Source organism: Nocardioides sp. (assembly GCF_964228225.1).
Taxonomy (GTDB): Bacteria; Actinomycetota; Actinomycetes; order Propionibacteriales; family Nocardioidaceae; genus Nocardioides.
Genome location: NZ_CAXQZB010000079.1, coordinates 1 through 22,318, shown reverse-complemented (window position 1 = coordinate 22,318; position 22,318 = coordinate 1). Strand labels below are relative to the sequence as shown.

The following is a 22,318-nucleotide window of genomic DNA, read 5'->3' as shown; positions in this document are numbered from 1 at the left end:
CCGTGTGGTCAGTCCGCGCTCGTCGCGGCAGCAGCGCCGGTGCTGCCCGACCCGCCGGACCCGCCCCGGCCGCCGCGACGACGGCGTCGACGCGGCGCGCCCCCGGTGGTGCCGGCCCCGGCGCCGCTCGACGCGTCGGTCGTGGCGCCGTCGGCGTCCGCAGCGGGCGCGGCGGGCGCGGTGCCCTCGGCGGCCCGGCGCTCGGTGGCGGAGCCACCACGGGTGCGGGTGCGGTTGCGGTTGGTGTTGCGGGGGGCCCGCTCGCGCGGGGCCTCGTCGCGCTCCTCGCGCGCCGGCCTGGGCGTCGCGATCCGGCCCTTGGTGCCGGCCGGGATGTTCTGGTCGGTGAACAGGTGCTCGGAGGTCGAGTAGGTCTCCACCGGCTCGTCGAAGGGCAGGTCGAGGGCCTTGTTGATCATCTTCCAGCGGTGCAGGTCCGCCCAGTCCACGAAGGTCACCGCGACACCCGAGGCGCCCGCGCGGCCGGTGCGGCCGATGCGGTGCACGTAGGTCTTGTCGTCCTCGGGGCAGGTGTAGTTGACCACGTGCGACACCCCGGTGACGTCGATGCCGCGGGCGGCGACGTCGGTGGCGACCAGGATCTTCAGCTTGTCCTCGCGGAACTTCGTCATGGTCTTCTCGCGGGCGACCTGCGCCATGTCGCCGTGCAGGGCGCCGGCGGAGAAGCCGCGCTCGACGAGGTCGTCGGCCACGCGCTGGGCCTGGCGCTTGGTGCGGGTGAAGACGACGAACTTCTCCGCGCCCTCGGACTGCAGCATCCGGCCGATGATCTCGGGCTTGTCGAGGTCGTGGCACTGGTAGATGAACTGGGCCGTGGCCGGGACGGTGGCGTTCTCGTAGGAGGACTCCGCGCGGATGTTCATCGGCTGGCGCATGTGCATGCGGGCCAGGGCCACGATCGCCGAGGGCATCGTGGCCGAGAACAGCATGGTCTGGCGCGAGGACGGGGTGAGGCGCAGCAGCTTCTCGACGTCGGGCAGGAAGCCGAGGTCGAGCATCTCGTCGGCCTCGTCGAGCACCAGCGAGCCGACGTGGGAGAGGTCGAGGACCTTGCGGTCGGCGAGGTCGATCAGGCGTCCCGGGGTGCCGACCACGACGTCGACACCGGCCGCGAGCGCGTCGATCTGGGTGTCGTAGCCGACGCCGCCGTAGACGGTGAGCACCCGGATGCCACGCTTCGAGCCGGCGAGCTCGAGGTCGCCCGAGACCTGCAGGGCGAGCTCGCGGGTGGGGGCGACGACCAGCGCCTGCGGCTTGCCGGCGGCGAGGGTGCCGTACTCGGGGTCGGTGGGCGGCAGCGCGCGCTGCACCACCGGGATGCCGAAGGCCAGCGTCTTGCCGGTGCCGGTGCGGGCCTGCCCGATGAGGTCGGTGCCGGCCAGCGCGACGGAGAGGGTCATCTCCTGGATGGCGAAGGCCTCGGTGATGCCGGCGCCCTCGAGGGCGTCGCAGATGTCGGGCAGCACGCCCAGGTCGCGGAAGGAGGTCACGGTGATCGCTTTCGGTGTGGTCAGCCTGGCAGCCGAGATCGGTCGTGCGGCAGGCTCCGGGCGAGCATCCACCGCGCACATTCACGCAGCCGGTCGCGGGGTTCCCTCGGGGCGGGGACCCGCGGCGCCCTGGGTCGCCGTCCGGGGGTACCGGGGAGGCGAGGGCACCGGCTGCGTCCTCGATGGTATCGGTAGGGTGCGGCCATGCCTGAATCCCGAGCAGCCTCCGGCGCAGATCCCGGTCCGGAGCACGGCGCGGGCCTGCCGGGGCTCTCGCTCGCCGACCCGGCCTACCGTGCCGCGATCGTCGAGCTCCTCGGCGTGATCTCCTACGGCGAGCTGTCGGCCTTCGAGCGGCTCGCCGAGGACGCCGCCGTGGCACCCGGCCTGGACGACAAGCTGGCCCTGGCCTCGATGGCCGCCACCCAGGTGACCCGCGTGACGACGCTCCACGACCGGTTGCGCTCACTCGGGGAGGACCCCGTGGCGGCGATGGCCCCGTTCCGTGAGGCCGTCGACTCCTTCCACCGCCACACCGCGCCGGCCGACTGGGCCGAGGGCCTGGTGAAGGCGTTCGTGGGCGACGGCCTGGCCAACGACTTCTACCGCGAGATCGCCGCGCACCTGGACCCCGAGACCCGGGAGCTCGTGCTCACCTCCCTGGCCGACGACGGCACCCAGGCGGCGTTCGTGGTCGACCGGGTGCGCGCGCTCATCGCCGCCGATGCCCCGGCCGGGGGTCGGCTCGCCCTGTGGGGACGCCGGCTGATGGGGGAGGCGCTCGTGCAGGCCCAGCGGGTGGCCGCCGACCGCGACGCCCTCGCGGCGCTGCTCACCGGCGGCCTCGGCGGCGCCGGCCTCGACCTCGTCGCCCTCGGCCGGATGTTCACCCGGCTCACCGAGCGGCACCAGCAGCGCATGACCGACCTCGGTCTGGAGGCCTGAGCCCCACGGGCCGGGACGTGGGGCCCACGGCCCCCCGGGACGCCGCGGCCCCGGCACGGTCGAGGACCGGCCGGGGCCCGGAGCGGGTGCCCGCGGGGCGGGCGGTCAGGAGCGGAAGCCGACCGTCCCGACGACGACGGAGCCGATCTCGACGTAGGCGACCTTGCCGGCGGGCACGAGCACGCGGCGGCCCTTGGTGTCGGTGAGGGCGAGCATGCCGCCGTCGGTGGTGAGCGCGTCGGCGATGCGCTGCTGGACCTCGTCGGCGGTGTCGTCGACGTCGACCACGAGCTCACGGGGGGCGTTCTGGACGCCGATCTTGACCTCCACGGTCGTCTCCTTCGTCAGGTGCTGATGCTGCGGGAACGGCGGGTGCCGCTGGGACCAGCCTGCCGGGTCGGTGGTCGCAGGCCCCACCCACCCCCGGGCGAAGCGGGGCGGGGACCTGGGCGGTGCCCCCGGCTCAGGCCGGTTCGTCGGTGCGGGGGTAGCCGCGGATGCCCCGCCACGCGAGGCCGGCGACCAGGGCGGTGGCCTGCTCGCGGTCGATCCCGCCCTGCTCGGTGAGCCAGTAGCGGGCGCTGACCTGGGCCATGCCCACCAGCGAGACCGCGAGCAGCCGCGCGGCCGGCTCGGGCAGCCCGGTGTCGTCGCGGATCACGTGGGCGATGAGGTCGGCGCACTCGGTGGTGACGCGGTCGATCTGGCGCCGCACCTCGGGCTCGTTGGTGAGGTCGGACTCGAAGACCAGACGGAAGGCGCCGGAGTCGGCGTCGACGTAGTCGAAGAAGGCGGTGATGGCGGCGGCCACGCGCTGCTTGTTGTCCTGGGTGGACTCCAGCGCCTCGCGGCAGTTGGCGATCATCGCGTCGCACGAGGTGTCGAGCAGGGCGAGGTAGAGGTCGAGCTTGCCCGGGAAGTGCTGGTAGAGCACCGGCTTGGACACCCCGGCGCGGTCGGCGATGTCGTCCATCGCGGCCGCGTGGTAGCCCTGGCGCACGAACACCTCGAGAGCGGAGGTCAGCAGCTGCGCGCGTCGCTCGCGGCGCGGGAGCCGGCCGCCGCGGGGCCGCGGCGCGTCGAGCTCGGAGGAGTGCGTCGTCACGGAGCGCGATGCTACCGGTGAGTTGTGTTCGCGGTGCAGCGTCCCGTCCCGCAGGTCGGCGCGCCGCGGCGGCGACCCGGGCCGGTGGGGGAGGATGGGCGGGAACATTCCGTCGCGCCCCCGGCGTTGAGCGGGATGAACCCCCCGACGGACCGGGCGCCGCGACGCCCCGACCCCCGTCCGGGTCCGATCCCTGAGGAGAGACACCGTGAGCCTTCCCGCGCTGGTCGAGCCGGCCGCCGAGCTGAGCGTCGACGAGGTGCGGCGCTACAGCCGCCACCTGATCATCCCCGACGTCGGGATGACCGGGCAGAAGCGGCTGAAGAACGCCAAGGTCCTGGTCATCGGCGCGGGCGGCCTCGGCAGCCCCGCGCTGCTCTACCTGGCCGCCGCCGGTGTCGGCACGCTCGGCATCGCCGAGTTCGACGAGGTCGACGAGTCCAACCTGCAGCGCCAGATCATCCACGGCCAGTCCGACGTCGGTCGCCCCAAGGCGGTCTCGGCCGCCGAGTCGATCGCCGAGGCCAACCCGCTGGTGAACGTCGTCGTCCACGCCGAGCGGCTCGACAACGACAACGTCATGCGGATCTTCGAGGGCTACGACCTCATCGTCGACGGCACCGACAACTTCGCGACCCGCTACATGGTCAACGACGCCGCCTACTTCCTCGGCATCCCCTACGTCTGGGGCTCGATCTACCGATTCGACGGCCAGGCCTCGGTCTTCGCCCCCACGCTGGTGGAGGGCGCTCCGTGCTACCGCTGCCTCTACCCCGAGCCCCCGCCGCCGGGCATGGTGCCCAGCTGCGCCGAGGGCGGCGTGCTCGGGGTGCTGTGCGCCTCCATCGGCTCGATCCAGGTCAACGAGGCCATCAAGCTGCTCACCGGCGCGGGCGACCCCGCCATCGGCAAGCTGGTCATCTACGACGCCCTCGAGCTGGAGTGGCGCAAGCTGAAGGTGCGCAAGGACCCGAACTGCGCGCTGTGCGGTGAGAACCCCACCGTCACCGGGCTGATCGACTACGAGACCTTCTGCGGCGCCATCTCCGAGGAGGCCGCTGACGCCGCCGCCGGCTCGACGATCTCGGTCACCCAGCTGGAGGGCATGCTCAAGGAGCGCGAGGAGGGCACCCGCGACTTCGTGCTCATCGACGTCCGCGAGCCCAACGAGTACGAGATCAACAAGATCCCGGGTGCGGTGCTCATGCCCAAGGGCGACTTCCTCAACGGGTCGGCGCTGGAGCAGCTGCCCTCGATCGACTCCGGCACCCAGGTGGTGCTGCACTGCAAGTCGGGCGTGCGCTCGGCCGAGGTGCTGGCGATCGTGCAGGGCGCCGGCTACGACGACGCCGTCCACGTCGGCGGCGGCGTGGTGGCGTGGGTCAACCAGATCGACCCCAGCCAGCCCAGCTACTGAGCCACGCGGCTCCTCCGCGGCCCCGTCGGGATCCTCCCGGCGGGGCCGCGGCGCGTCCGGGGCACCGGGCGGAGGGTCCGCGGCGCGCCGCGGTCGGGGATGCTGGGGTGGTGCCGCCGACCGAGGACACGCCCGAGATGGCCGCCGAGGACCTCGTGGAGGCCGTGCTGTCGCTGGTGGAGCGGGTCCCGGCCGGGCGGGCCACGACCTTCGGCACGCTCGCGGCCGCGGTGGGCACCGGGCCGCGCCAGGTCGGGCGGATCATGTCGCTGCACGGCGCCGCCGTCACCTGGTGGCGGGTCGTGCGTGCGGACGGCACCCTGCCGGCGTACCTGCGCGATCGCGCCGTCGCGGCCTACGCCGCGGAGGGGACGCCGCTGCGGCCCGGCACCGCGCGGCCCGCGGTCGACCTGCGGGCGGCCGGCTGGGAGCCCTGAGGCCGCCGGATCGGCGGACCCACCGGTAACCAGCAGACTCACCGTGTGAGGCCCGCACCCCCCGCCGACCTGCTCTACCGCTCGCTGCACGCGACCGTGCCGCCGCTCGCCCGGGCGCTGTGGCGCCCGGAGGTGCGCGGACTGCACCACGTGCCCCGCACCGGCCCGGTGATCCTGGCCAGCAACCACCTCAGCTTCGCCGACTCGGTCGTCATCCCGGTCGTGGTGCCCCGCAAGGTGGTCTTCCTCGCCAAGTCCGACTACTTCGACGGCACGGGCCTGCGCGGGGCCGTCTCCCGGGCCTGGTTCAGCGGGCTCGGCATGCTGCCGGTCGACCGTGACGACGCCCGCGCGGCGCTGGCGAGCCTCGACACCGCCCTGGAGGTGCTCGGGCGCGGGGAGGCCTTCGGCCTCTACCCGGAGGGCACGCGGTCCCGCGACGGACGGCTCTACCGCGGCCGCACCGGCGTCGCGCACCTGGCGCTCACCGCCGGGGTGCCGGTGGTCCCGGTCGGTCTGGTCGGCACCGAGCGGTTGCAGCCGGTGGGGGCGCGCCTGCCGCGAATCGTGCGCGTGCAGGTGTCCTTCGGTGCCCCGATCCACCCCGGTGACCGTTTCGACGGCGTGCCGAGCGGCCGTGCCCGCCGGCTGCTCACCGACGAGATCATGGCGCAGATCGGCCGGTTGAGCGGACAGCCTGCGGCGGGGTCCTACAACGAGCGCCGGATCGACGAGGAGTGACGTCGGTCACCGACGAATCTGCGGAATCGCGTCCCGCTGGGTGAGACCGATCGGATCAGGTCTGGACGGGACGGATCTTGTCGAGAAATTGTCGAACTTGTCAGACAATCTGACGCTCGGGAACGACATCGAATCGAGACCGCATGAGATCGCTTCGCGCCATCGCCGGCTGGTCCGGCACCGTCCTGCTCTCCACCGCGCTCAGCGTGCCCCTCGGGGGCACCGCCGTCGCCGTGGCCGACCCCGTCGGTGAGGAGACCGACCGATCCCGTGGCCGCGGAGCGGCGACCACGGCCACCGCCCCCTCCGTCCCCCGGGCGGAGGTGATCCGTCGGGCGGCTGCGGCCGCCGTGTCCGGGGACCCCCTCGTGATGCCGACGTCCTACCCCTCCCAGCCGCGGCTGCGCTTCTACCGCGACAACCCCGACGACGCCGCCGAGACCCCCAACCTGCTGACCCACCCCGACCTCGCGCCGCTGCTCACCGAGTGGATGGCCGAGAGCGACCGCATCTCGGTGCAGGTCGTGGGCCAGTCCACCGGCGGGCGCGACCTCTACCTCGTCACGGTCACCGCTCCCGAGACCGAGGAGGAGACCGCGCAGCAGACGGCGTGGCGGGAGAAGATCCGCCTCGACCCGGCCGCCGCCGCGGCCGACACCGCCCTGCTGGCGCAGTACAAGACGCCGATCTGGTTCTCCAACAACATCCACGGCAACGAGTGGGAGGGCACCGACGCCGCGATGGACACCATCGACCGGCTCGTGCACGCGCCGTTGTCGCAGGTGGGCTCGATCCTGCGCAACAACCGGCTCTACTTCTCCCTCTCGCTCAACCCCGACGGTCGCACCGCCGCCACCCGCGCCACCGCGCTGGGGCTGGACCCGAACCGCGACCTGATCACCAACACCACGCCCGAGACCCGGTCGTTCGTGCGCACCGCCCAGGCGCTGCAGCCGATCTACAGCGCCGACTTCCACGGCTACACCGGCGTGCTGCAGGTCGAGCCCACCGGGCCGCCGCACGGCAGCAACTACGAGTACGACCTCTACCTGCCCTACAACTACGAGCTCGCCCTCGACGTCGAGGCCGACGTCGTGGCCGCGGCCATCCCGGGCAACACCTACTTCAACACCACCACCGGCACCGTCTCGGCCACCAACACCGGCCCCGACACCGCGCACATCAAGATCCCGTACCGCGACACCCCCAGCGGCTGGGACGACTTCCCGCCGATCTTCACCGCGCAGTACGCCGCCTTCTTCGGTGCCGCGAGCTCGACGGTCGAGCTGCCGCTCTCGCGCACCGCGCCCGGCGGGCGGATGACCCCCGAGCGGGCGGCGGTCAACAAGGCGGTGGCGCTGCAGACCTACACCTCGATGATCGACTACCTCACCAACCCCGCGAAGGCGCGGGCGATGGTGCAGAACCAGATCGAGGTGTTCCGACGCGGCGTCGCGGGCGAGCCCAAGGCCTCGCTCACCGGCGCCACGATCGCCGCGGTGCCCGGCCCCGCGCAGTGGAAGCCGCTGTGGGACGTCGCCGACGACCAGGAGCCGGTGAACCTCCCGCGCGCCTATGTGATCCCGGTCGGGGACGGCCAGCGCTCGGAGTCCGACGCCGCCCGGCTGGTGGAGCAGCTGCTGTTCCACAACATCGAGGTCGGTCGCCTCACCGCGCCGGCCACCGTGGGCGGGGTCACCTACCCGGCCGGCAGCCACGTCGTCGACCTCCACCAGCCGCTGCGCGGTCTGGCCAACTCCCTGCTCGACCTCGGCGACGACATCTCGGCGAAGGTGCCGACGATGTACGACATCTCGGCGTGGAGCTACTCCTACCTGTGGGGGGCGACGGTCGCCAAGGTCGGCAGCACCACCGACGAGCCGATCGGTCCGACCGTGCCCGTCACGGGGGTCGAGCGACCCACCGAGGTGCCCACCTCGGGCTATCCCACGCTCGAGCTCGCCGGCCTCGACGACGTCCGCGCCCTCAACGCCCTGCTCGAGGACGGCGTGCCCGCCTCGCTCCTGGAGGACGGCGTCGTCGTGATGCCTCCGAGCAGCCGCGGCGCGGTGGCCGACGTCGTGGAGGAGATCGGCGTCAGCATCGGCACGGCGAGCGAGGAGCAGATCGCCGCCCTCGCCGATCCCGACACGCGGGGCCTGCAGGACCTCACGATCGCCTACACCGGCAGCCAGGACGACCGGCTCTCGCTCACCGAGCTGGGCTTCGACGACCTGGTCAGCGTCTCCACCACCACGATCACCGCCGCGATCACGGCCGGTGACACCAGTGGTGGGCTCGCCGACGCCGACGTGCTGTGGCTGGGGGCCAACCTGTCCTTCAACGCCGGCACCCCCGGCCGCGCCGCGCTGCAGGCGTTCGTCGACTCCGGTCGCTCGATCGTGGGTCGCGGGGCCAGCGCGTTCACGGTGGCCAGCACCTACGGCCTGCTCAGCGGCACGGCGGTCAGCGGCAACGGCTCCGGCAACGGGATCGTCGACGTCGACACCACCGCGGGCGGTGTCCTCGCGCCGTTCGGGCTCGACACCTCCTTCGTCTACCCGGCGGTGTGGTTCACCGGCCTGGGCGAGGGCGTCACGGTCGAGCAGTCCTACGGTGCCGACCCGCTGCTGGCCGGCCACTGGCGCCGGGGCACGTCGCAGGGACAGCCGGTGTCCAACGGTCCCGAGGACGCCGCGGGCAAGCCCGCGGTGGTCTCCGCCGAGGCGGCCTCCGGGGCGCGGGCCTTCGTGTTCGGCACGTCGGTCTTCTACCGCACCCACGTCAAGGCCGGCGCCACCCAGGCGGCCCGGGCCCTGTTCTGGGCGGCGCCGGAGGGTACCGGCGTCGCCGGTCCGTCGCAGGCCACCGTCGCCCTGTCGGCTCCTGCGGAGGTCACCTACCCCGCCACCGTGCCGTTCGAGGTCACCGTCGACCTGCCCCAGGACGCCACCGCGGCCGGCGAGGTCGTGATCGTCGACGCCGCCGACGAGGAGGTCGCCCGCGGCGACCTCGTGGACGGTGCGGTCACCCTCACCGGCGACCTGCTGCCGGGCGCGGGCACCTACACCGCGACGTTCGTCCCCGACGACGCCTCGGTGCTGCCCGCCGCCTCCGCGCCGGTGGCCGTCACGGTGCGCAAGGCGTCGTCCGGCGCGACGCTCGCCCTGACCAAGCAGTTCGGCCGCACGGTGGTGCTGACGGTGGACGTGGATGCGCTCACCGAACGGCCCCGGACGGTCCGCCTGCTCGACCGCGGGCAGGTCGTGCGCACGATCACGCTGGTGGGGTCCACCACCACCCGGCGGGTCGCGCTCAAGCTGGCGCCCGGCGGGCACCGGCTGCGGGCGGTCGTCGCCGCCAACGCCGTCAGCGACGGGACGCGGTCCGACGTCGTCGTGGTCCGGATCCGGTGACCCCGGAGATCCCGTGACCCGCTGACCCGGGGAGCCGTCCGGTCCGGTACCACCGGGCCGGACGGCTCCGACCGCCGCCGGGGGTGGCCCGGCGTCGACGGGCCCGCCCGGGAGTGTCGGTGGCCCGTGATCGAATGCGGAGCGTGACCGCCCCGACCTACCGCCTCGCGCCGCCGCCCCCCACCGTGGCCGCGCCGGTGCTCGACGAGCACCAGCGGGCGGTCGTGGAGCACCGTGACGGCCCGCTGCTGGTGCTGGCCGGGCCCGGCACGGGCAAGACCACTACGCTGGTCGAGGCCATCGCCGACCGGCTCGAGCAGCCGGGCGTCACCCCCGACTCCGTGCTGGCGCTCACGTTCTCCCGCAAGGCGGCCGAGCAGCTGCGCGACCGCGTCACCGCCCGCGTCGGGCGCACCCTGGGCAGCGGGTTGTCGGCCACCTTCCACTCCTTCGCCTACGGCCTGGTGCGCCAGTACGCCCCGGCCGAGATCTACGCGGCGCCGTTGCGCCTGCTCTCCGCCCCGGAGCAGGACGTCGTGCTGCGCGAGCTGCTCACCGACCACCCGGAGTCCGTGCGCTGGCCCGAGGGGCTGCGGCGGGCGCTGGGCACCCGCGGCTTCGCCCGCGAGGTCAACGCCGTGCTCTCCCGGGCCCGCGAGAAGGGCCTGGACGGCGATGAGCTGATCGCCCTGGCCGAGCGCGAGGACCAGCCCGAGCTCCGCGCCGCAGGGCTGTTCCTGGAGCAGTACCTCGACACCCTCGACTCCCTGGGCGCCACCGACTACCCCGACCTGATCCGGCGCGCCGCGATCGAGGCCGCCGACCACCGTGCCGAGCTGCGCGCCCGCTACCGCTACGTCTTCGTCGACGAGTACCAGGACACCGACCCCGGCCAGATCGCGCTGCTGCGCCACCTGGCCGGCGACGGCGGCAACCTGGTGGTGGTGGGCGATCCCCACCAGTCGATCTACGCCTTCCGGGGTGCGGAGGTCCGCGGCATCCTCGACTTCCCCCGGCAGTTCCCCGAGCGCAGCGGCGCGCCGGCCCCGGTCATCGCGCTGCGCACCACCCGACGCTTCGGTCCGCGCCTGCTGGCCGCCTCCCAGCGCATCGCCGGCCGGATCGGCCTGCCGGGCTCGATCCCGCCCGCGGCCCGCGCGGCGTTCCTCGACCCCGTCGCGCAGGCGGCGGTACCGGGGCGCGCGCAGGTCCTCACCTTCGACACCGAACGCGCCGAGGCCGAGCACCTGGCCGACGTCCTGCGTCGGGCCCACCTCGAGGACGGCCTGGACTGGTCGGAGATGGCGGTGCTGGTGCGCTCGGGGCGCAGCACCCTCCCGCCGCTGCGACGCGCCCTGGTCGCGGCCGGCGTGCCGGTGGAGGTGGCCGCCGACGAGCTGCCCCTGGTGCGCGACCCCGCCGTGCTGCCCCTGCTCGAGGCGCTGCGGGCCGTGGTCAACCTCGACAACGACGATCCCGAGCACCCCGACCACCTCGACCCCGGTCGTGTCGAGCAGCTGCTGCTCTCCCCGCTGGGCGGCCTCGACGCCGGCGATCTGCGTCGCCTGGCCCGCCGGGTGCGCCAACGGGCCAAGGAACGCGGCGCCGCCGCGGTGCCTCCCGGTCCGGAGGCCCCAGAGACTCCGGAGGGACCCGAGGGGGCCGAGCGCGTGGAGACCCCGCTGCTCGCCCCCTCCCGGGTCCTGGTGCGGGACGCGGTCCTGCACCCGGGGGTGCTGCGCGAGCTGCTCGGGGCCGCGGTCGCCCCGCCGGAGGACCTGCGGGAGGACCTGCCGCCGGAGGCCGCCGCCTCCGGGACCGCGCGCGACCGGATCGCGGAGGGTCCGCGTGAGCTGGTCCGTGCGCTCGCGCTGCACGACCTGCTGCAGCGCGCCCGGGCCGACCTCGACGCAGGCGCGTCGGGCGAGCAGGTGCTCTGGACGCTGTGGTCCGGCACGCCGTGGCCCGAGCGGCTGCGGCGGGCCGCGGAGTCCGGAGGACCGGCGGCCCGCCGGGCCCACCGCGACCTCGACGCCGTGGTGGCGCTCTTCGACGCCGTGGCCCGTGCGGAGGAGCAGCGCGTGCACGTGAGCGTGCCCCACCTGCTCGCCAACCTCGCGGCCCAGCAGATCCCGGCCGACAGCCTCGCCGAACGCGGCACCCGCGGCGTCGGCGTGCGGCTGCTCACCGCCCACCGTTCCAAGGGGTTGGAGTGGCGGCTGGTGGTCGTCGCCCACGTGCAGGCCGACGCCTGGCCCGACCTGCGGCGCCGCGCCACGCTGCTCCAGGCCGACCGGCTCGGTCCCGACGGGCTGGTGCCGCCCACGACCGTGCGCGAGCTGCTCGTCGAGGAGCGGCGGCTGTTCTACGTCGCCTGCACCCGCGCCCGGGAGCGGCTGCTGGTCACCGCCGTGGCCTCACCCGACGACGACGGCGAGCAGCCCTCGCGGTTCCTCGACGAGCTCGGCCTGCCCGTCGACCACCGGGTGGGGCGTCCGCAGCGCCCGCTCTCGGTCGCCGGGTTGGTCGCCGACCTGCGCCGCACCGTCACCGACCCCGAGGCGCCGTCCGAGCTGCGCCGTGCGGCCGCGCACCGGCTCGCGCTGCTGGCGCGCGTCGAGGTCGGCGACCGTCGTCCGTTCGCGGCCGCCGACCCCGGCACCTGGTGGGGCCTGCGCGACCGCACCCGGGCGAGCGTGCCGCTGCGGCCCGCCGAGGCCCCGATCCCGCTGTCGGCGAGCTCCTTGGACGGACTCACCACCTGCCCCGCCCGGTGGTTCTTCAGCCGGGAGGCCGGGGGAGAGGCCCGCCACCACCAGGCCGCCAACCTCGGTCAGCTGGTGCACGCCCTGGCCGAGCGGGTGGCCTCCGGGGCGCTCGACGCCGACGCCGAGGACGTCGAGGCACTGCTCGTGCACGTCGACGAGGTGTGGGACCGGATGGAGTTCCGCACCCCCTGGGCCAAGGACCGCGAGTACGAGCGCACCCGCCGGGCCCTGGCGCGGTTCCTGCGCTGGCACCACCGGGCCACCCGGACGCTGGTCGCCGTCGAACAGCCCTTCCGCACGACCCTGCGCCTGCCCGACCCCGAGCAGCCCGACGCCCCGGTCACGGTGCTGCTCACCGGCGTCGCCGACCGGGTCGAGCTCGACGCGGGGGGACGCCTGGTCGTGGTCGACCTCAAGACCGGCCGCGAGAAGCCCTCCGACAAGGCGGTCGAGAGCCACCAGCAGCTCGGCTTCTACCAGCTCGCGGCCGACACCGGTGCGTTCGCCGACGTCCCCGGCGTCCCCGGGGTCGCGGACGGTGGGGTGAGCGGGGGTGCGGAGCTGGTGCAGCTCGGCCTGCGCGACGACGCCGCCGACGCCGTGGTGCAGCGCCAGAGCGCGACCGGTGCCGACGATCCCCGGCGTCGTCAGTTGGAGGAGCAGATCCGGGCGGCGGCGGGCCTGCTGCGCCGCGAGCAGCTGCCGGCGCGTCCGGGCGACCACTGCCGCACCTGTCCGTTCACCGCGCTGTGCCCGGCGATGTCGGTGGGGGCGGTGACCGGACCGTGACCTCCCTCGACACCCCGCCGTCCGGGGTGGACCCCGCGGTGCCGGAGGCCACCGACCGACCGGTGCGGGCGCTGCGCACCCCGGCCGAGCTGCAGGCGGCGATGCGCGCCGACTACCCGCTCAGCGACCAGCAGTGGGCGGCGGTGTCCGCGCCGCTGGAGCCCGCGGTGGTGATCGCCGGCGCCGGGTCCGGCAAGACCACGCTCATGGCGGCCCGGGTCGTCTACCTCGTGCTCACCGGTCAGGTGCGTCCCGAGGAGGTGCTCGGTCTCACCTTCACCACCAAGGCGGCCAGCGAGCTGCGCCGTCGCATCCGCGACTCGCTCGTGGCCGCCGGGGCGCTCGACGACCCGACCACGACCTCGACCCGCCGCACGCCCGACGCCGGACCCGACGCCGGACCCGACGACGTGGAGGAGCGGCTGGAGCCCACCGTCCTGACCTACAACGCCTACGCCGCGCAGCTGCTCACCGAGCACGGCCTGCGCATCGGCCACGAGCCCGACACCCGGGTGATCACGGACGCCGCGCGCTACCAGCTCGGCGCCCGCGCGGTCGACCGGCACACCGCGCCCGTGGAGCTGCTCAGCGACCACCCGGCCACGGTCATCCAGTACCTCCTCGCCCTCGACGGCACCTTGGCCGAGCACCTGGTGACCCCCGACCGGGTGCGGGCCTTCGACGCCGAGCAGCGTCCTGCCTTCGCCCGGGCGCTGCTCGAGGAGGGCGCCGGCAAGAACCGGGTCACCCACCTGCGCGAGGTGCAGCGGGCGATCAGCGTGATCGACGCGCGCAGTGAGCTGCTCGACCTCGTCGAGGGCTACCGCCGGCTCAAGCGCGAGCTCGGGCTCATGGACTTCTCCGACCAGATCGCCCTGGGGGCCCGGCTGGCCAGCGAGCAGCCCGAGGTCGGGCGCAGCGAGCGCGCACGCTTCAAGGTCGTGCTGCTCGACGAGTACCAGGACACCTCCGTCGCCCAGGCGCTGATGCTCTCCCGGCTCTTCTCCGGCCCCGAGGGCGACGGCCGCGGACACGCCGTCACGGCCGTGGGCGATCCGAACCAGGCGATCTACGGCTGGCGGGGCGCCTCGGTGAGCAACATCGTCAACTTCGCCGACGGCTTCCCCGGCCCGGTCGGACCCGCCGGCCCCGTCCCGACCGGCCTGTTCCACCTCACGGTCTCGCGCCGCTCCGACCGACGCATCCTCGAGGCCGCCAACACCCTCGCCGCCCCGCTCTACGACCGCTACGACCAGGTCGCGCCGCTCGAGGCGGCCCCGGGCGCCGCCCCGGGCGAGGTGGAGGTCGCGGTCCACGAGACCGCGCCCCAGGAGCTCGCGGCGCTCGCCGCCGACCTCCACGCCCGCCACACCGGGGAGAAGGGCGGCCGGTGGGCCGACATGGCGGTGCTGACCCGTGACAACTCCCATGCCGCGGAGGTCTTCGACGCCCTCACCACCGCCGGGGTGCCGGTCGAGATCGTGGGACTGTCCGGCCTGCTGCGCCTGCCCGAGGTCGCCGAGGTCGTCGCGACCCTCCAGCTGCTGCACGACGTCACGGCGAACCCCGCCCTGCTCACCCTGCTCACCGGTCCGCGCTGGGCGATCGGACCGCGCGACCTGCGCCTGCTCGGCCAGCGGGCCCGCGAGCTGGCCGGGCAGGGGCCCGGCCGCGACACCGCCGCCGCGGCACTCGGGATCGCGGAGCAGTTGCGCGCCCTCGCCGACGGCATCGACCCTGCCGAGGTCGCCGCGCTCGACGACGCGCTCGCCGACCCGGGCGAGGCCGACTACTCCCCGCAGGCACGGGTGCGCTTCGGGCTGCTCGCCGAGGAGCTGCGCTACCTGCGTCGTCACGTGGGGGAGCCCCTGCTCGACCTGGTGCGCCGCATCATGGACGCCAGCGGCGTCGACGTCGAGCTCGCCTCCTCCACCAGCCCTGCCGCGTCGAGTCGGCGCGAGAACCTCGACCTGTTCGTCAAGGCGGTGGCCGACTTCCAGGCCGTCGACGGCGAGGTCAGCCTCGCCGCGCTGCTGGCCTGGCTCACCGCCGAGGACGAGCAGGGCAACGGCCTCGACGTCGCCACCCCGAGCGAGGCCGACTCCGTCAAGCTGCTCACCGTCCATCGCGCCAAGGGGCTGGAGTGGGCCCAGGTCTTCTGCGTGGGCGTGTGTCGCACACGGTTCCCGAGCAACCGCTCCCGCTCGCTGTGGACCACCCGTGCCGACGTCATGCCGGCCCCGCTGCGCGGCGATGCCGCCGACCTGCCCCAGCTGCGCGGGCACGACAAGGCGGCCCTGGACGCCTACCGCGCCGCCACCAAGGCCCACGAGGCGGAGGAGGAGCTGCGGCTGGCCTACGTCGCCGTCACGCGCCCCGCCCGGCGCCTGGTGGTCTCCTCCTACTGCTGGAGCGCGCGCCGGGCGACCCCGCTGGGGCCCTCGGAGTACCAGCTGACCCTGCGCGACCTCGTGCAGTCGTGGGGCGAGGCGGTCGCGGTGTGGACCGACGAGCCGCCACGCGGCGCCCCCCACCCGCTGGCCGACCTCGACACCGAGGTGCCCTGGCCGGTCACCCCGCGCAATCCCGAGCTCGTCCGGCGTCGGGAGGGTGCGGCGCTGGTGGCGGCGGCCGGCGACGCCCTCGACGCCGGAGCGGCGCCCGACACCGATGCCGAGCTCGACATGATGATGCTCGCGCGCGCGGCCGAGTGGGACACCGAGATCGAGCGGCTCCTGCGCGAGGTGCAGCGCGATCGCGGCGGTGTCGTGGAGGTGCCCCTGCCCACCAACCTCTCGGTCACCGCGCTGCGGCGCTGGCGCGAGGAGCCCGAGGCGCTGGCCCGCGAGATCGCGCGACCGATGCCGCGCCCACCCGCGCCGTCGGCCCGCTTCGGCACCCGGTTCCACGCCTGGCTGGAGTCCCGCTTCGCCCAGCCGGCCCTGCTCGACACCGACGCCCTCGACGGCCGCGGCGACGCCGAGGTGGCCGAGATCGCCGACGAGCAGGAGCTCGTCGACCTCATCGCCCGCTTCGAGCGCGGGATGTTCGCCGACCGGGTGCCGCACGCGGTCGAGGCCGCCTTCGCCCTCGTGATCGCGGGCCAGGTCGTGCGGGGCCGCATCGACGCCGTCTACCGCGAGGCCGACGGCGGATACCTGCTGGTGGACTGGAAGACCAGCACCCGGCAGGACGCCGACCCGCTCCAGCTCGCGGTGTACCGGGTCGCGTGGGCCGAGCTCCAGGGTGTCCCGCCCGAGAGGGTGCGCGCGGGCTTCTACTACGTGCGCGACGACGCCCTGGTGGAGCCGCCGGACCTGCCGGACCGCCCCGGGCTCACCGACCTGCTGCTCGGCCGCGCCGAGGACGGCCCGTTAGCGTAGGGGCCATGGTCGCCGTCCCCCTCGACGCCCGGGTCGCCCTCGTGGTCAACACCGGCTCGCGCCGCGGCGCGGCGGCGCTCACCCGGGCCGCCGTGCGGTTGCGCGAGGCCGGATTCGCCGGGGTGGAGGTGCACCCGGTGCGCCCCGGCGAGCGACTGGAGGAGGTCCTGGCCGCGGCCCTGGCGGCCCGCCCCGAGGTGCTCGTGGTCGGCGGCGGCGACGGCACGATGAGCGCCGCGGCGGGCCTGGTCGCGGGCACCGACACCGTGCTGGGCGTGCTGCCGCTCGGCACCGCCAACGACCTCGCCCGCACGCTGCGGATCCCGAGCGACCTCGAGGCCGCGGTGCGCGTGCTGACCACCGGCCGCGTGGTCGACATCGACCTGGGACGCGTGGACGGCCGGCCCTACCTCAACGTCGCGAGCATCGGGCTCTCGGTGGCGGTCACCGAACGGCTCAGCGCCCGGTCCAAGAAGGTGCTCGGGCCCCTGGCCTACCCCGTGGCGACGGCGCGGGCCTACCGCGCCCACGTCCCGTTCGCCGCGCGCCTGGAGTTCCCCGACGGCGACCACCCGACCCTGGAGGTCCAGGACCTGATGCAGGTCGCGGTCGGCAACGGTCGCCACTACGGCGGCGGCAACACCGTCGCCCCCGACGCCTCGATCGACGACCGCGTGCTCGACGTCTACGCCATCGAGCGGGGCCGGTGGCGCGACCATGTGTCGATCGCCGGACTGCTGCGCAGTGGCCGGTTCGTCGAGCACGAGCGGGTGCACCACCTGCGCACCCGGCAGGTGCGGGTGGTCACCGATCCGTCGCTGCCGATCAACCTCGACGGCGAGATCGCCGCCACCACCCCGGCCCTGTTCTCCCAGGAGCGCAACGCCGTGCACGTCGTGCTGCCCGCCGACAGCGACGCCGCGGTGCTCGACGGTCCCGCCCCGCACGGGTGGGGTGACCGCCCGCCGGGCGCCACGTCGTAGCCTCGGGCGGGTGAGCAGCCCCGCGTCGTCCTCCCTCCCGCCGCACCTGCGGATGGCCGTCGGTCCGCACGACCGGGTCGGCCACCGGCGCACCGACGATGCGTGGTTGGAGCAGGCCTGGGCCTCGCCGCGGGCGCGGGTCCTGGTGGTCTCCGGCACGCTGGTGCGTCCCGAGGCCGGGGCGCTGCCCTGGGTGGGGTCGGACCAGGCCCCGCCGGGCCGGCGGGTGCTGCTCGGCGAGCGGCCGGAGGGCACCTACTGGGCGGTCCTGGCCGACCCGGCCCTCGCGGCCGCGGAGAAGGGGGCGTGGCTGCCGTTGCGCGGGCTGCTGCCGGCGCTGGCCGGCGGTGAGCTGCCCGACACCCCGCTGGTCTTCCACGCCCTGGGGATCGCGGAGTGGCACTGGGCCACGCGGCACTGCCCGCGCTGCGGGGCGTCGTTGGAGTCGGCCGCCGCCGGGCACGAGCTGCGGTGCACCGGGTGCGCCCGCCCGCAGTTCCCGCGCACCGACCCGGCGGTGATCATGCTCGTGGCCGCCGGCGAGCCCGGCAGCGCCGAGGAGCGCTGCCTGCTCGGCCGCTCACCCCAGTGGCCCGAGGGCCGGTTCTCCACCCTCGCGGGGTTCTGCGAGCCGGGGGAGACCCTCGAGGACGCCGTGCGCCGCGAGGTCGCCGAGGAGTCCGGCATCGCGGTCGGGGAGGTCGTCTACTACGGCAACCAGCCCTGGCCGCTGCCGGCCAGCCTCATGCTCGGCTTCCTCGCGCGCGCGACCAGCTCCGAGATCGAGGTCGACGTCGCCGAGCTGGCCGAGGCGCGCTGGTTCACGCGCGCCGAGCTCGCCGCCCAGGCGGCGTCGGGCGAGGTGCGGCTGCCGGGCCCGGTCTCGATCAGCCGCTCGCTCATCGAGCACTGGTACGGCGGCGACCTGCCCGGCGAGTGGTGAGACCCGCCGGGCCGGACGCGGGCCGGACCGGGTCAGGCCAGCGAGGCCAGCTTCTCCTTGACCTGGGCCAGGGAGGGGTTGGTCATCGCGGTGCCGTCGGAGTACACCAGCGTCGGGACGGTCTGGTTGCCGTTGTTGACCTTCTCCACGATCTGCGCGGCCGCGGGCTCCTGCTCGATGTCGACGATCTCGAACACGATGCCCTCGCGGTCGAGCTGGCTCTTGAGCCGGTGGCAGTAGCCGCACCAGGGGGTGGAGTACATCGTGAACGCAGCGCTGGACATCAGCAGTCACCTTCGCAGGTCTCGGGCGGGTGGGACGAGCAGGGCTCGGGGGAGCCTGATCCGGCTCCCGATCATGCCAACGCCCGGCAGGTCGGGGACATTCCGGTCCGGCCTGTGACGTCGGTGGACGGCGGGCCGCAGGTTGTCGGCGCCCCGGTCTAAGGTCGCACCCGGACAACGCCCGCCCCGCCCCGATCCGATGTGGAGACCCGTGCCCGCCTCGCGCCTGCTCGACGCCCTCGACCCCGAGCAACGCCTCGTCGCCGAGGCGTTGCGCGGTCCGGTGCGGGTGCTGGCCGGTGCGGGCACCGGCAAGACGCGCGCGATCACGCACCGCATCGCCCACGGCGTGCAGACCGGCGTCTACGCGCCCACCGAGGTGCTCGCGGTCACCTTCACCACCCGGGCGGCGGGGGAGATGCGCCAGCGGTTGCGGCAGCTCGGCGCCCCCACGGTCCAGGCGCGCACCTTCCACTCCGCGGCCCTGCGGCAGCTGCGCTACTTCTGGCCCCACGTGCACGGCACCGAGCTGCCCGTGCTGATGGAGTCCAAGATCCCGCTGGTCGGCCGGGCCGCCAGCCGGTTGCGCCTGGGCACCGAGCAGACCACCCTGCGCGACCTCGCCGCCGAGATCGAGTGGGCCAAGGTGTCCAACGTCGCGCCCGCGCAGTACGCCGCCGTCGCCGCGCAGCGCCAGCGTGCGGTGAGCGGCGTGGCGCCCGAGGTCGTCGGCCGCGTGCTGGCCGAGTACGAGGACGTCAAGCGCGAGCAGGGCCGCATGGACATGGAGGACGTCCTGCTGCTCACCGCCGGTCTGCTGGCCGAGGACGAGCGCGTCGCGGCGCAGGTGCGTCGGCAGTACAAGTGGTTCGTCGTGGACGAGTTCCAGGACGTCTCCCCGCTGCAGTCGGCGTTGCTCGACCTGTGGCTCGGGGGCCGCGACGACCTCTGCGTGGTGGGCGACCCCGCCCAGACCATCTACTCCTTCGCCGGCGCCGACGCCTCCTACCTGCGGGAGTTCGGCTCCCGCTACCCCGGCACCACCTCGGTCGAGCTGGTGCGCAACTACCGCTCGACCCCGCAGATCGTGGCTGCGGCCAACGCCCTGCTGCAGGGCAGCGCGAGCCGCAGCGTGCAGCTCACCGCCCAGCGCGGCCCGGGCAGTGCGGTCGCCTACCGCGGGCAGAGCGACGAGATCGAGGAGGCCCGCAGCGTCGCCTCCCGCATCACCGCGCTGCGCGACGCCGGCCGGCCACTGGGCCAGATGGCCGTGCTGTTCCGCATCAACGCCCAGTCCGAGGCCTACGAGGACGCCCTCAGCGACGCCGGCATCCCGTACGTGGTGCGCGGTGCCGCCCGGTTCTTCGAGCGTCCCGAGGTGCGCGAGGCCGTCACCCGGCTGCGCGGATCCGCGCGGGCCGGGGCGACCCCGGCCGACGGCGATCCCTGGCAGAGCCTGGTGCGCGACACCCTCGCCGGCATGGGGTGGAACGCCGAGCCGCCGCAGTCCCGCGGTCAGGCCCGCGACCGATGGGAGTCCTGGCAGGCGCTGGTCGACCAGGCCGACGACTTCGCCGCCACCCACCGCCCCGCCGAGCAGGAGGGTCTCACCGCCTTCGTCGCCGACCTCGAGCGTCGTGCCTCCGAGCAGCACGCGCCGGTGGCCGACGGCGTCACGCTCTCCACCTTCCACGCCGCCAAGGGTCTGGAGTGGGACGTGGTGTTCCTCGTCGGGCTGCACGACGGCACGATGCCGATCACCTACGCCCAGACCGAGGCCCAGATCGAGGAGGAGCGGCGCCTGCTCTACGTCGGGATCACGCGGGCCCGCGAGGAGCTGCTCATCTCCTGGGCGGCCGCCCGCAACCCCGGCCAGGCCGGGCGCCGACAGCCCTCGCGGTTCCTCGTGCCGCTCCTGCCCGACTCCGCCCGGCCCGGCCCGGCGGCGCCGTCGCGCAAGGGGGCCCGCACCTGCGCGGAGTGCGGCAAGCCGCTCAAGCGGGGGGAGGCGCGCCGCTGCGCGGACTGCCCGGCGCCCTACGACGAGGAGCTCTACGAGCAGCTGCGCAGTTGGCGCAACGAGCGGGCCCAGGAGGAGGAGATCGCCCCGTTCCTGATCTTCTCCAACGCCACGCTCGAGGCCATCGCCACCCGCCGGCCCCGCACCCCGCGCGACCTGCTGGCCATCAGCGGGATCGGTCCGGAGAAGCTCGCGCGCTTCGGCGACGACGTCCTCGCGCTGTTGGCCTGACCTGCCGGTCTGACGCGGCCCGCCGATGACCTTGCGGCACCGGATCCGGGACGCCGGAAAAGATTCGACCAGAAACTCGCAATAAATCATTTGCTCGCCTGCGCGCGGGGTGGGTAACGTGCTGCCCACGGCAACGACCACGCGCATCACGGGCCTGACGACCCCGGCGCCAGAAGCACTGAAGGAGGTGACACCGATGGAGAACTCGACCATGACCCCGTTCATGAGCCCGGCCACGACCCCGCTCATGTCCGCGTTCACGCCTGCCCTCGCCGCCCCGGCCGCCGCTTGGCGCGCCCGCACGGCCATGTCCGGCACCGGCTTCCTCGTCGATGGCGCCTCCCGCGTCGTCGCCACCGCCACCACCGGCCGCGGCACCGATCTCGTGATCGGTCGCGACCGCACGGCTGCCGCTGCCCAGGGACACGTGGGCTTCGTGGCCACCATCCCGGGTGACTCGACCTGGAGTCCGCCTCCTCGGTAACCGACACCGAGCAGGCAGCCTCCAGGCCGCGGAACCCGACACCCGGGATCCGCGGCCTTTGTGTTTCCCGCAGCACCTCTCACCGCACCACACAGGCAGGACACCACCACCCATGCACGTGCCCGACCTGACCATCCACCCGCGATCAACCTCACCGATGGAGGTGACACCCATGACCGCCAGCGTCCTCACCCCGTGTGACGCCCGGATCATCGACGTGCCGACCCCCGGCCCGACCGGACCCAGCCTGGGTCTGCTCCACGACCGCGCCGCCGGCGTGGACGAGGCCCTGCTGCCGTGCCGGGTCAACGACCCCGACCTGTGGTTCGCCGAGTCGCCCAGCGACGTCGAGTTCGCCAAGGCCCTGTGCCTGGACTGCCCGGTCCGTGAGCTCTGCCTCGGCGGAGCCCTCGACCGGCGTGAGCCCTGGGGCGTCTGGGGCGGCGAGCTGTTCCTGCAGGGCGTCGTCATCCCGCGCAAGCGGCCCCGGGGCCGTCCGCGCAAGAACGAGGTCGCCGCATGACGACCTCGTTCCTCCCGGGCCGCCACGGCCCCACCGACCACACCACCTCCCGACCTGATCGGAGCACCACCATGTATTCCCTCCACGAGGACCTCGCGCGCGCCCAGGCGGCCGCGCGCCTGGGAGAGGCGCAGGAGTTGCGCAGGGGCCACCAGCTGGTCCGTGCACGGCGCTTGAGCCGCAAGGCCGAGCGCGCAGCGCAGCAGGCCCGTCTCGCCCTCGCTCGCGCTCTGTGATCCCGACGACGGATCACCAGTAGGACCCGGAGCCGTCACCTCCGGACCACCCAGATCGCGGGTGAGCAGGGGGCGGGGCCGCCCCACGTCCGCGCCGCCCCC

General features: G+C 74.4%; 17 protein-coding genes. 13 read left to right on the top strand and 4 right to left on the bottom strand.

What is annotated here, in order from left to right; genetic code table 11:
* Nucleotides 1-8 precede the first annotated feature (8 nt).
* Nucleotides 9-1,592: a DEAD/DEAH box helicase gene (locus ACERUJ_RS18675; RefSeq protein ID WP_370250439.1), complete on the bottom strand. Its 1,584-nt coding sequence runs from the start codon at nucleotides 1,590-1,592 to the stop codon at nucleotides 9-11.
* 123 nt (nucleotides 1,593-1,715) lie between these two features.
* On the opposite strand from ACERUJ_RS18675, the gene ACERUJ_RS18670 reads away from it, so the two are divergent.
* Entirely contained in the window at nucleotides 1,716-2,456 is a 741-nt protein-coding gene (locus tag ACERUJ_RS18670; RefSeq protein ID WP_370250438.1) for a ferritin-like fold-containing protein, read from the top strand.
* A gap of 105 nt (nucleotides 2,457-2,561) precedes the next feature.
* Here ACERUJ_RS18670 and ACERUJ_RS18665 read toward each other — a convergent pair whose 3' ends face one another.
* Both ACERUJ_RS18665 and ACERUJ_RS18660 read right to left on the bottom strand, forming a co-directional pair.
* Nucleotides 2,562-2,786: a DUF3107 domain-containing protein gene (locus ACERUJ_RS18665; protein WP_370250437.1), complete on the bottom strand. Its 225-nt coding sequence runs from the start codon at nucleotides 2,784-2,786 to the stop codon at nucleotides 2,562-2,564.
* Nucleotides 2,787-2,919: 133 nt separating this feature from the next.
* Complete coding sequence (locus tag ACERUJ_RS18660) at nucleotides 2,920-3,561, bottom strand: TetR/AcrR family transcriptional regulator (protein ID WP_370250435.1); 642 nt, start codon at nucleotides 3,559-3,561, stop codon at nucleotides 2,920-2,922.
* Between the two features lie 208 nt (nucleotides 3,562-3,769).
* Here ACERUJ_RS18660 and moeZ point away from each other — a divergent pair, with 208 nt between their 5' ends.
* From moeZ to nudC, 8 genes are all read left to right on the top strand, one after another.
* Complete coding sequence (gene moeZ, locus ACERUJ_RS18655; RefSeq protein WP_370250434.1) at nucleotides 3,770-4,978, top strand: adenylyltransferase/sulfurtransferase MoeZ; 1,209 nt, start codon at nucleotides 3,770-3,772, stop codon at nucleotides 4,976-4,978.
* A 110-nt stretch (nucleotides 4,979-5,088) separates the two neighbouring features.
* The gene (locus tag ACERUJ_RS18650) at nucleotides 5,089-5,415 is read left to right on the top strand and encodes an MGMT family protein (RefSeq protein ID WP_370250433.1); all 327 of its coding nucleotides are present in this window, start codon (nucleotides 5,089-5,091) and stop codon (nucleotides 5,413-5,415) included.
* Nucleotides 5,416-5,460: 45 nt separating this feature from the next.
* Nucleotides 5,461-6,156: a lysophospholipid acyltransferase family protein gene (locus ACERUJ_RS18645; protein ID WP_370250432.1), complete on the top strand. Its 696-nt coding sequence runs from the start codon at nucleotides 5,461-5,463 to the stop codon at nucleotides 6,154-6,156.
* Between the two features lie 143 nt (nucleotides 6,157-6,299).
* Nucleotides 6,300-9,572 (top strand): M14 family zinc carboxypeptidase, encoded by a 3,273-nt coding sequence (locus ACERUJ_RS18640; RefSeq protein WP_370250430.1) that lies wholly within the window; start codon nucleotides 6,300-6,302, stop codon nucleotides 9,570-9,572.
* A gap of 134 nt (nucleotides 9,573-9,706) precedes the next feature.
* A complete protein-coding gene (locus ACERUJ_RS18635) occupies nucleotides 9,707-13,129 on the top strand; it encodes an ATP-dependent helicase (protein WP_370250429.1) in 3,423 nt (1,140 codons plus the stop codon).
* Complete coding sequence (locus ACERUJ_RS18630) at nucleotides 13,126-16,512, top strand: UvrD-helicase domain-containing protein (RefSeq protein ID WP_370250428.1); 3,387 nt, start codon at nucleotides 13,126-13,128, stop codon at nucleotides 16,510-16,512. The genes ACERUJ_RS18635 and ACERUJ_RS18630 overlap by 4 nt, the downstream gene beginning before the upstream one ends.
* Nucleotides 16,513-16,517: 5 nt before the next feature.
* On the top strand, nucleotides 16,518-17,495 hold the full coding sequence (locus tag ACERUJ_RS18625; RefSeq protein ID WP_370250427.1) for a lipid kinase: 978 nt from the start codon (nucleotides 16,518-16,520) through the stop codon (nucleotides 17,493-17,495).
* A gap of 10 nt (nucleotides 17,496-17,505) precedes the next feature.
* Complete coding sequence (gene nudC / locus ACERUJ_RS18620) at nucleotides 17,506-18,438, top strand: NAD(+) diphosphatase (protein WP_370250426.1); 933 nt, start codon at nucleotides 17,506-17,508, stop codon at nucleotides 18,436-18,438.
* A 32-nt stretch (nucleotides 18,439-18,470) separates the two neighbouring features.
* Here the strand turns inward: nudC and ACERUJ_RS18615 are convergent, their stop codons facing one another.
* Nucleotides 18,471-18,722, bottom strand: a complete 252-nt coding sequence (locus tag ACERUJ_RS18615) for a mycoredoxin (RefSeq protein WP_370250425.1) — start codon at nucleotides 18,720-18,722, stop codon at nucleotides 18,471-18,473.
* Nucleotides 18,723-18,933: 211 nt separating this feature from the next.
* Between ACERUJ_RS18615 and ACERUJ_RS18610 the strand changes: the two genes are divergently transcribed.
* From ACERUJ_RS18610 to ACERUJ_RS18595, 4 genes are all read left to right on the top strand, one after another.
* Complete coding sequence (locus ACERUJ_RS18610; RefSeq protein WP_370250424.1) at nucleotides 18,934-20,973, top strand: ATP-dependent DNA helicase UvrD2; 2,040 nt, start codon at nucleotides 18,934-18,936, stop codon at nucleotides 20,971-20,973.
* 196 nt (nucleotides 20,974-21,169) lie between these two features.
* Nucleotides 21,170-21,457, top strand: a complete 288-nt coding sequence (locus tag ACERUJ_RS18605) for a hypothetical protein (protein ID WP_370250423.1) — start codon at nucleotides 21,170-21,172, stop codon at nucleotides 21,455-21,457.
* Nucleotides 21,458-21,629: 172 nt separating this feature from the next.
* On the top strand, nucleotides 21,630-21,980 hold the full coding sequence (locus ACERUJ_RS18600; RefSeq protein WP_370250422.1) for a WhiB family transcriptional regulator: 351 nt from the start codon (nucleotides 21,630-21,632) through the stop codon (nucleotides 21,978-21,980).
* 71 nt (nucleotides 21,981-22,051) lie between these two features.
* The gene (locus tag ACERUJ_RS18595; RefSeq protein ID WP_370250421.1) at nucleotides 22,052-22,216 is read left to right on the top strand and encodes a hypothetical protein; all 165 of its coding nucleotides are present in this window, start codon (nucleotides 22,052-22,054) and stop codon (nucleotides 22,214-22,216) included.
* Nucleotides 22,217-22,318: the final 102 nt, after the last annotated feature.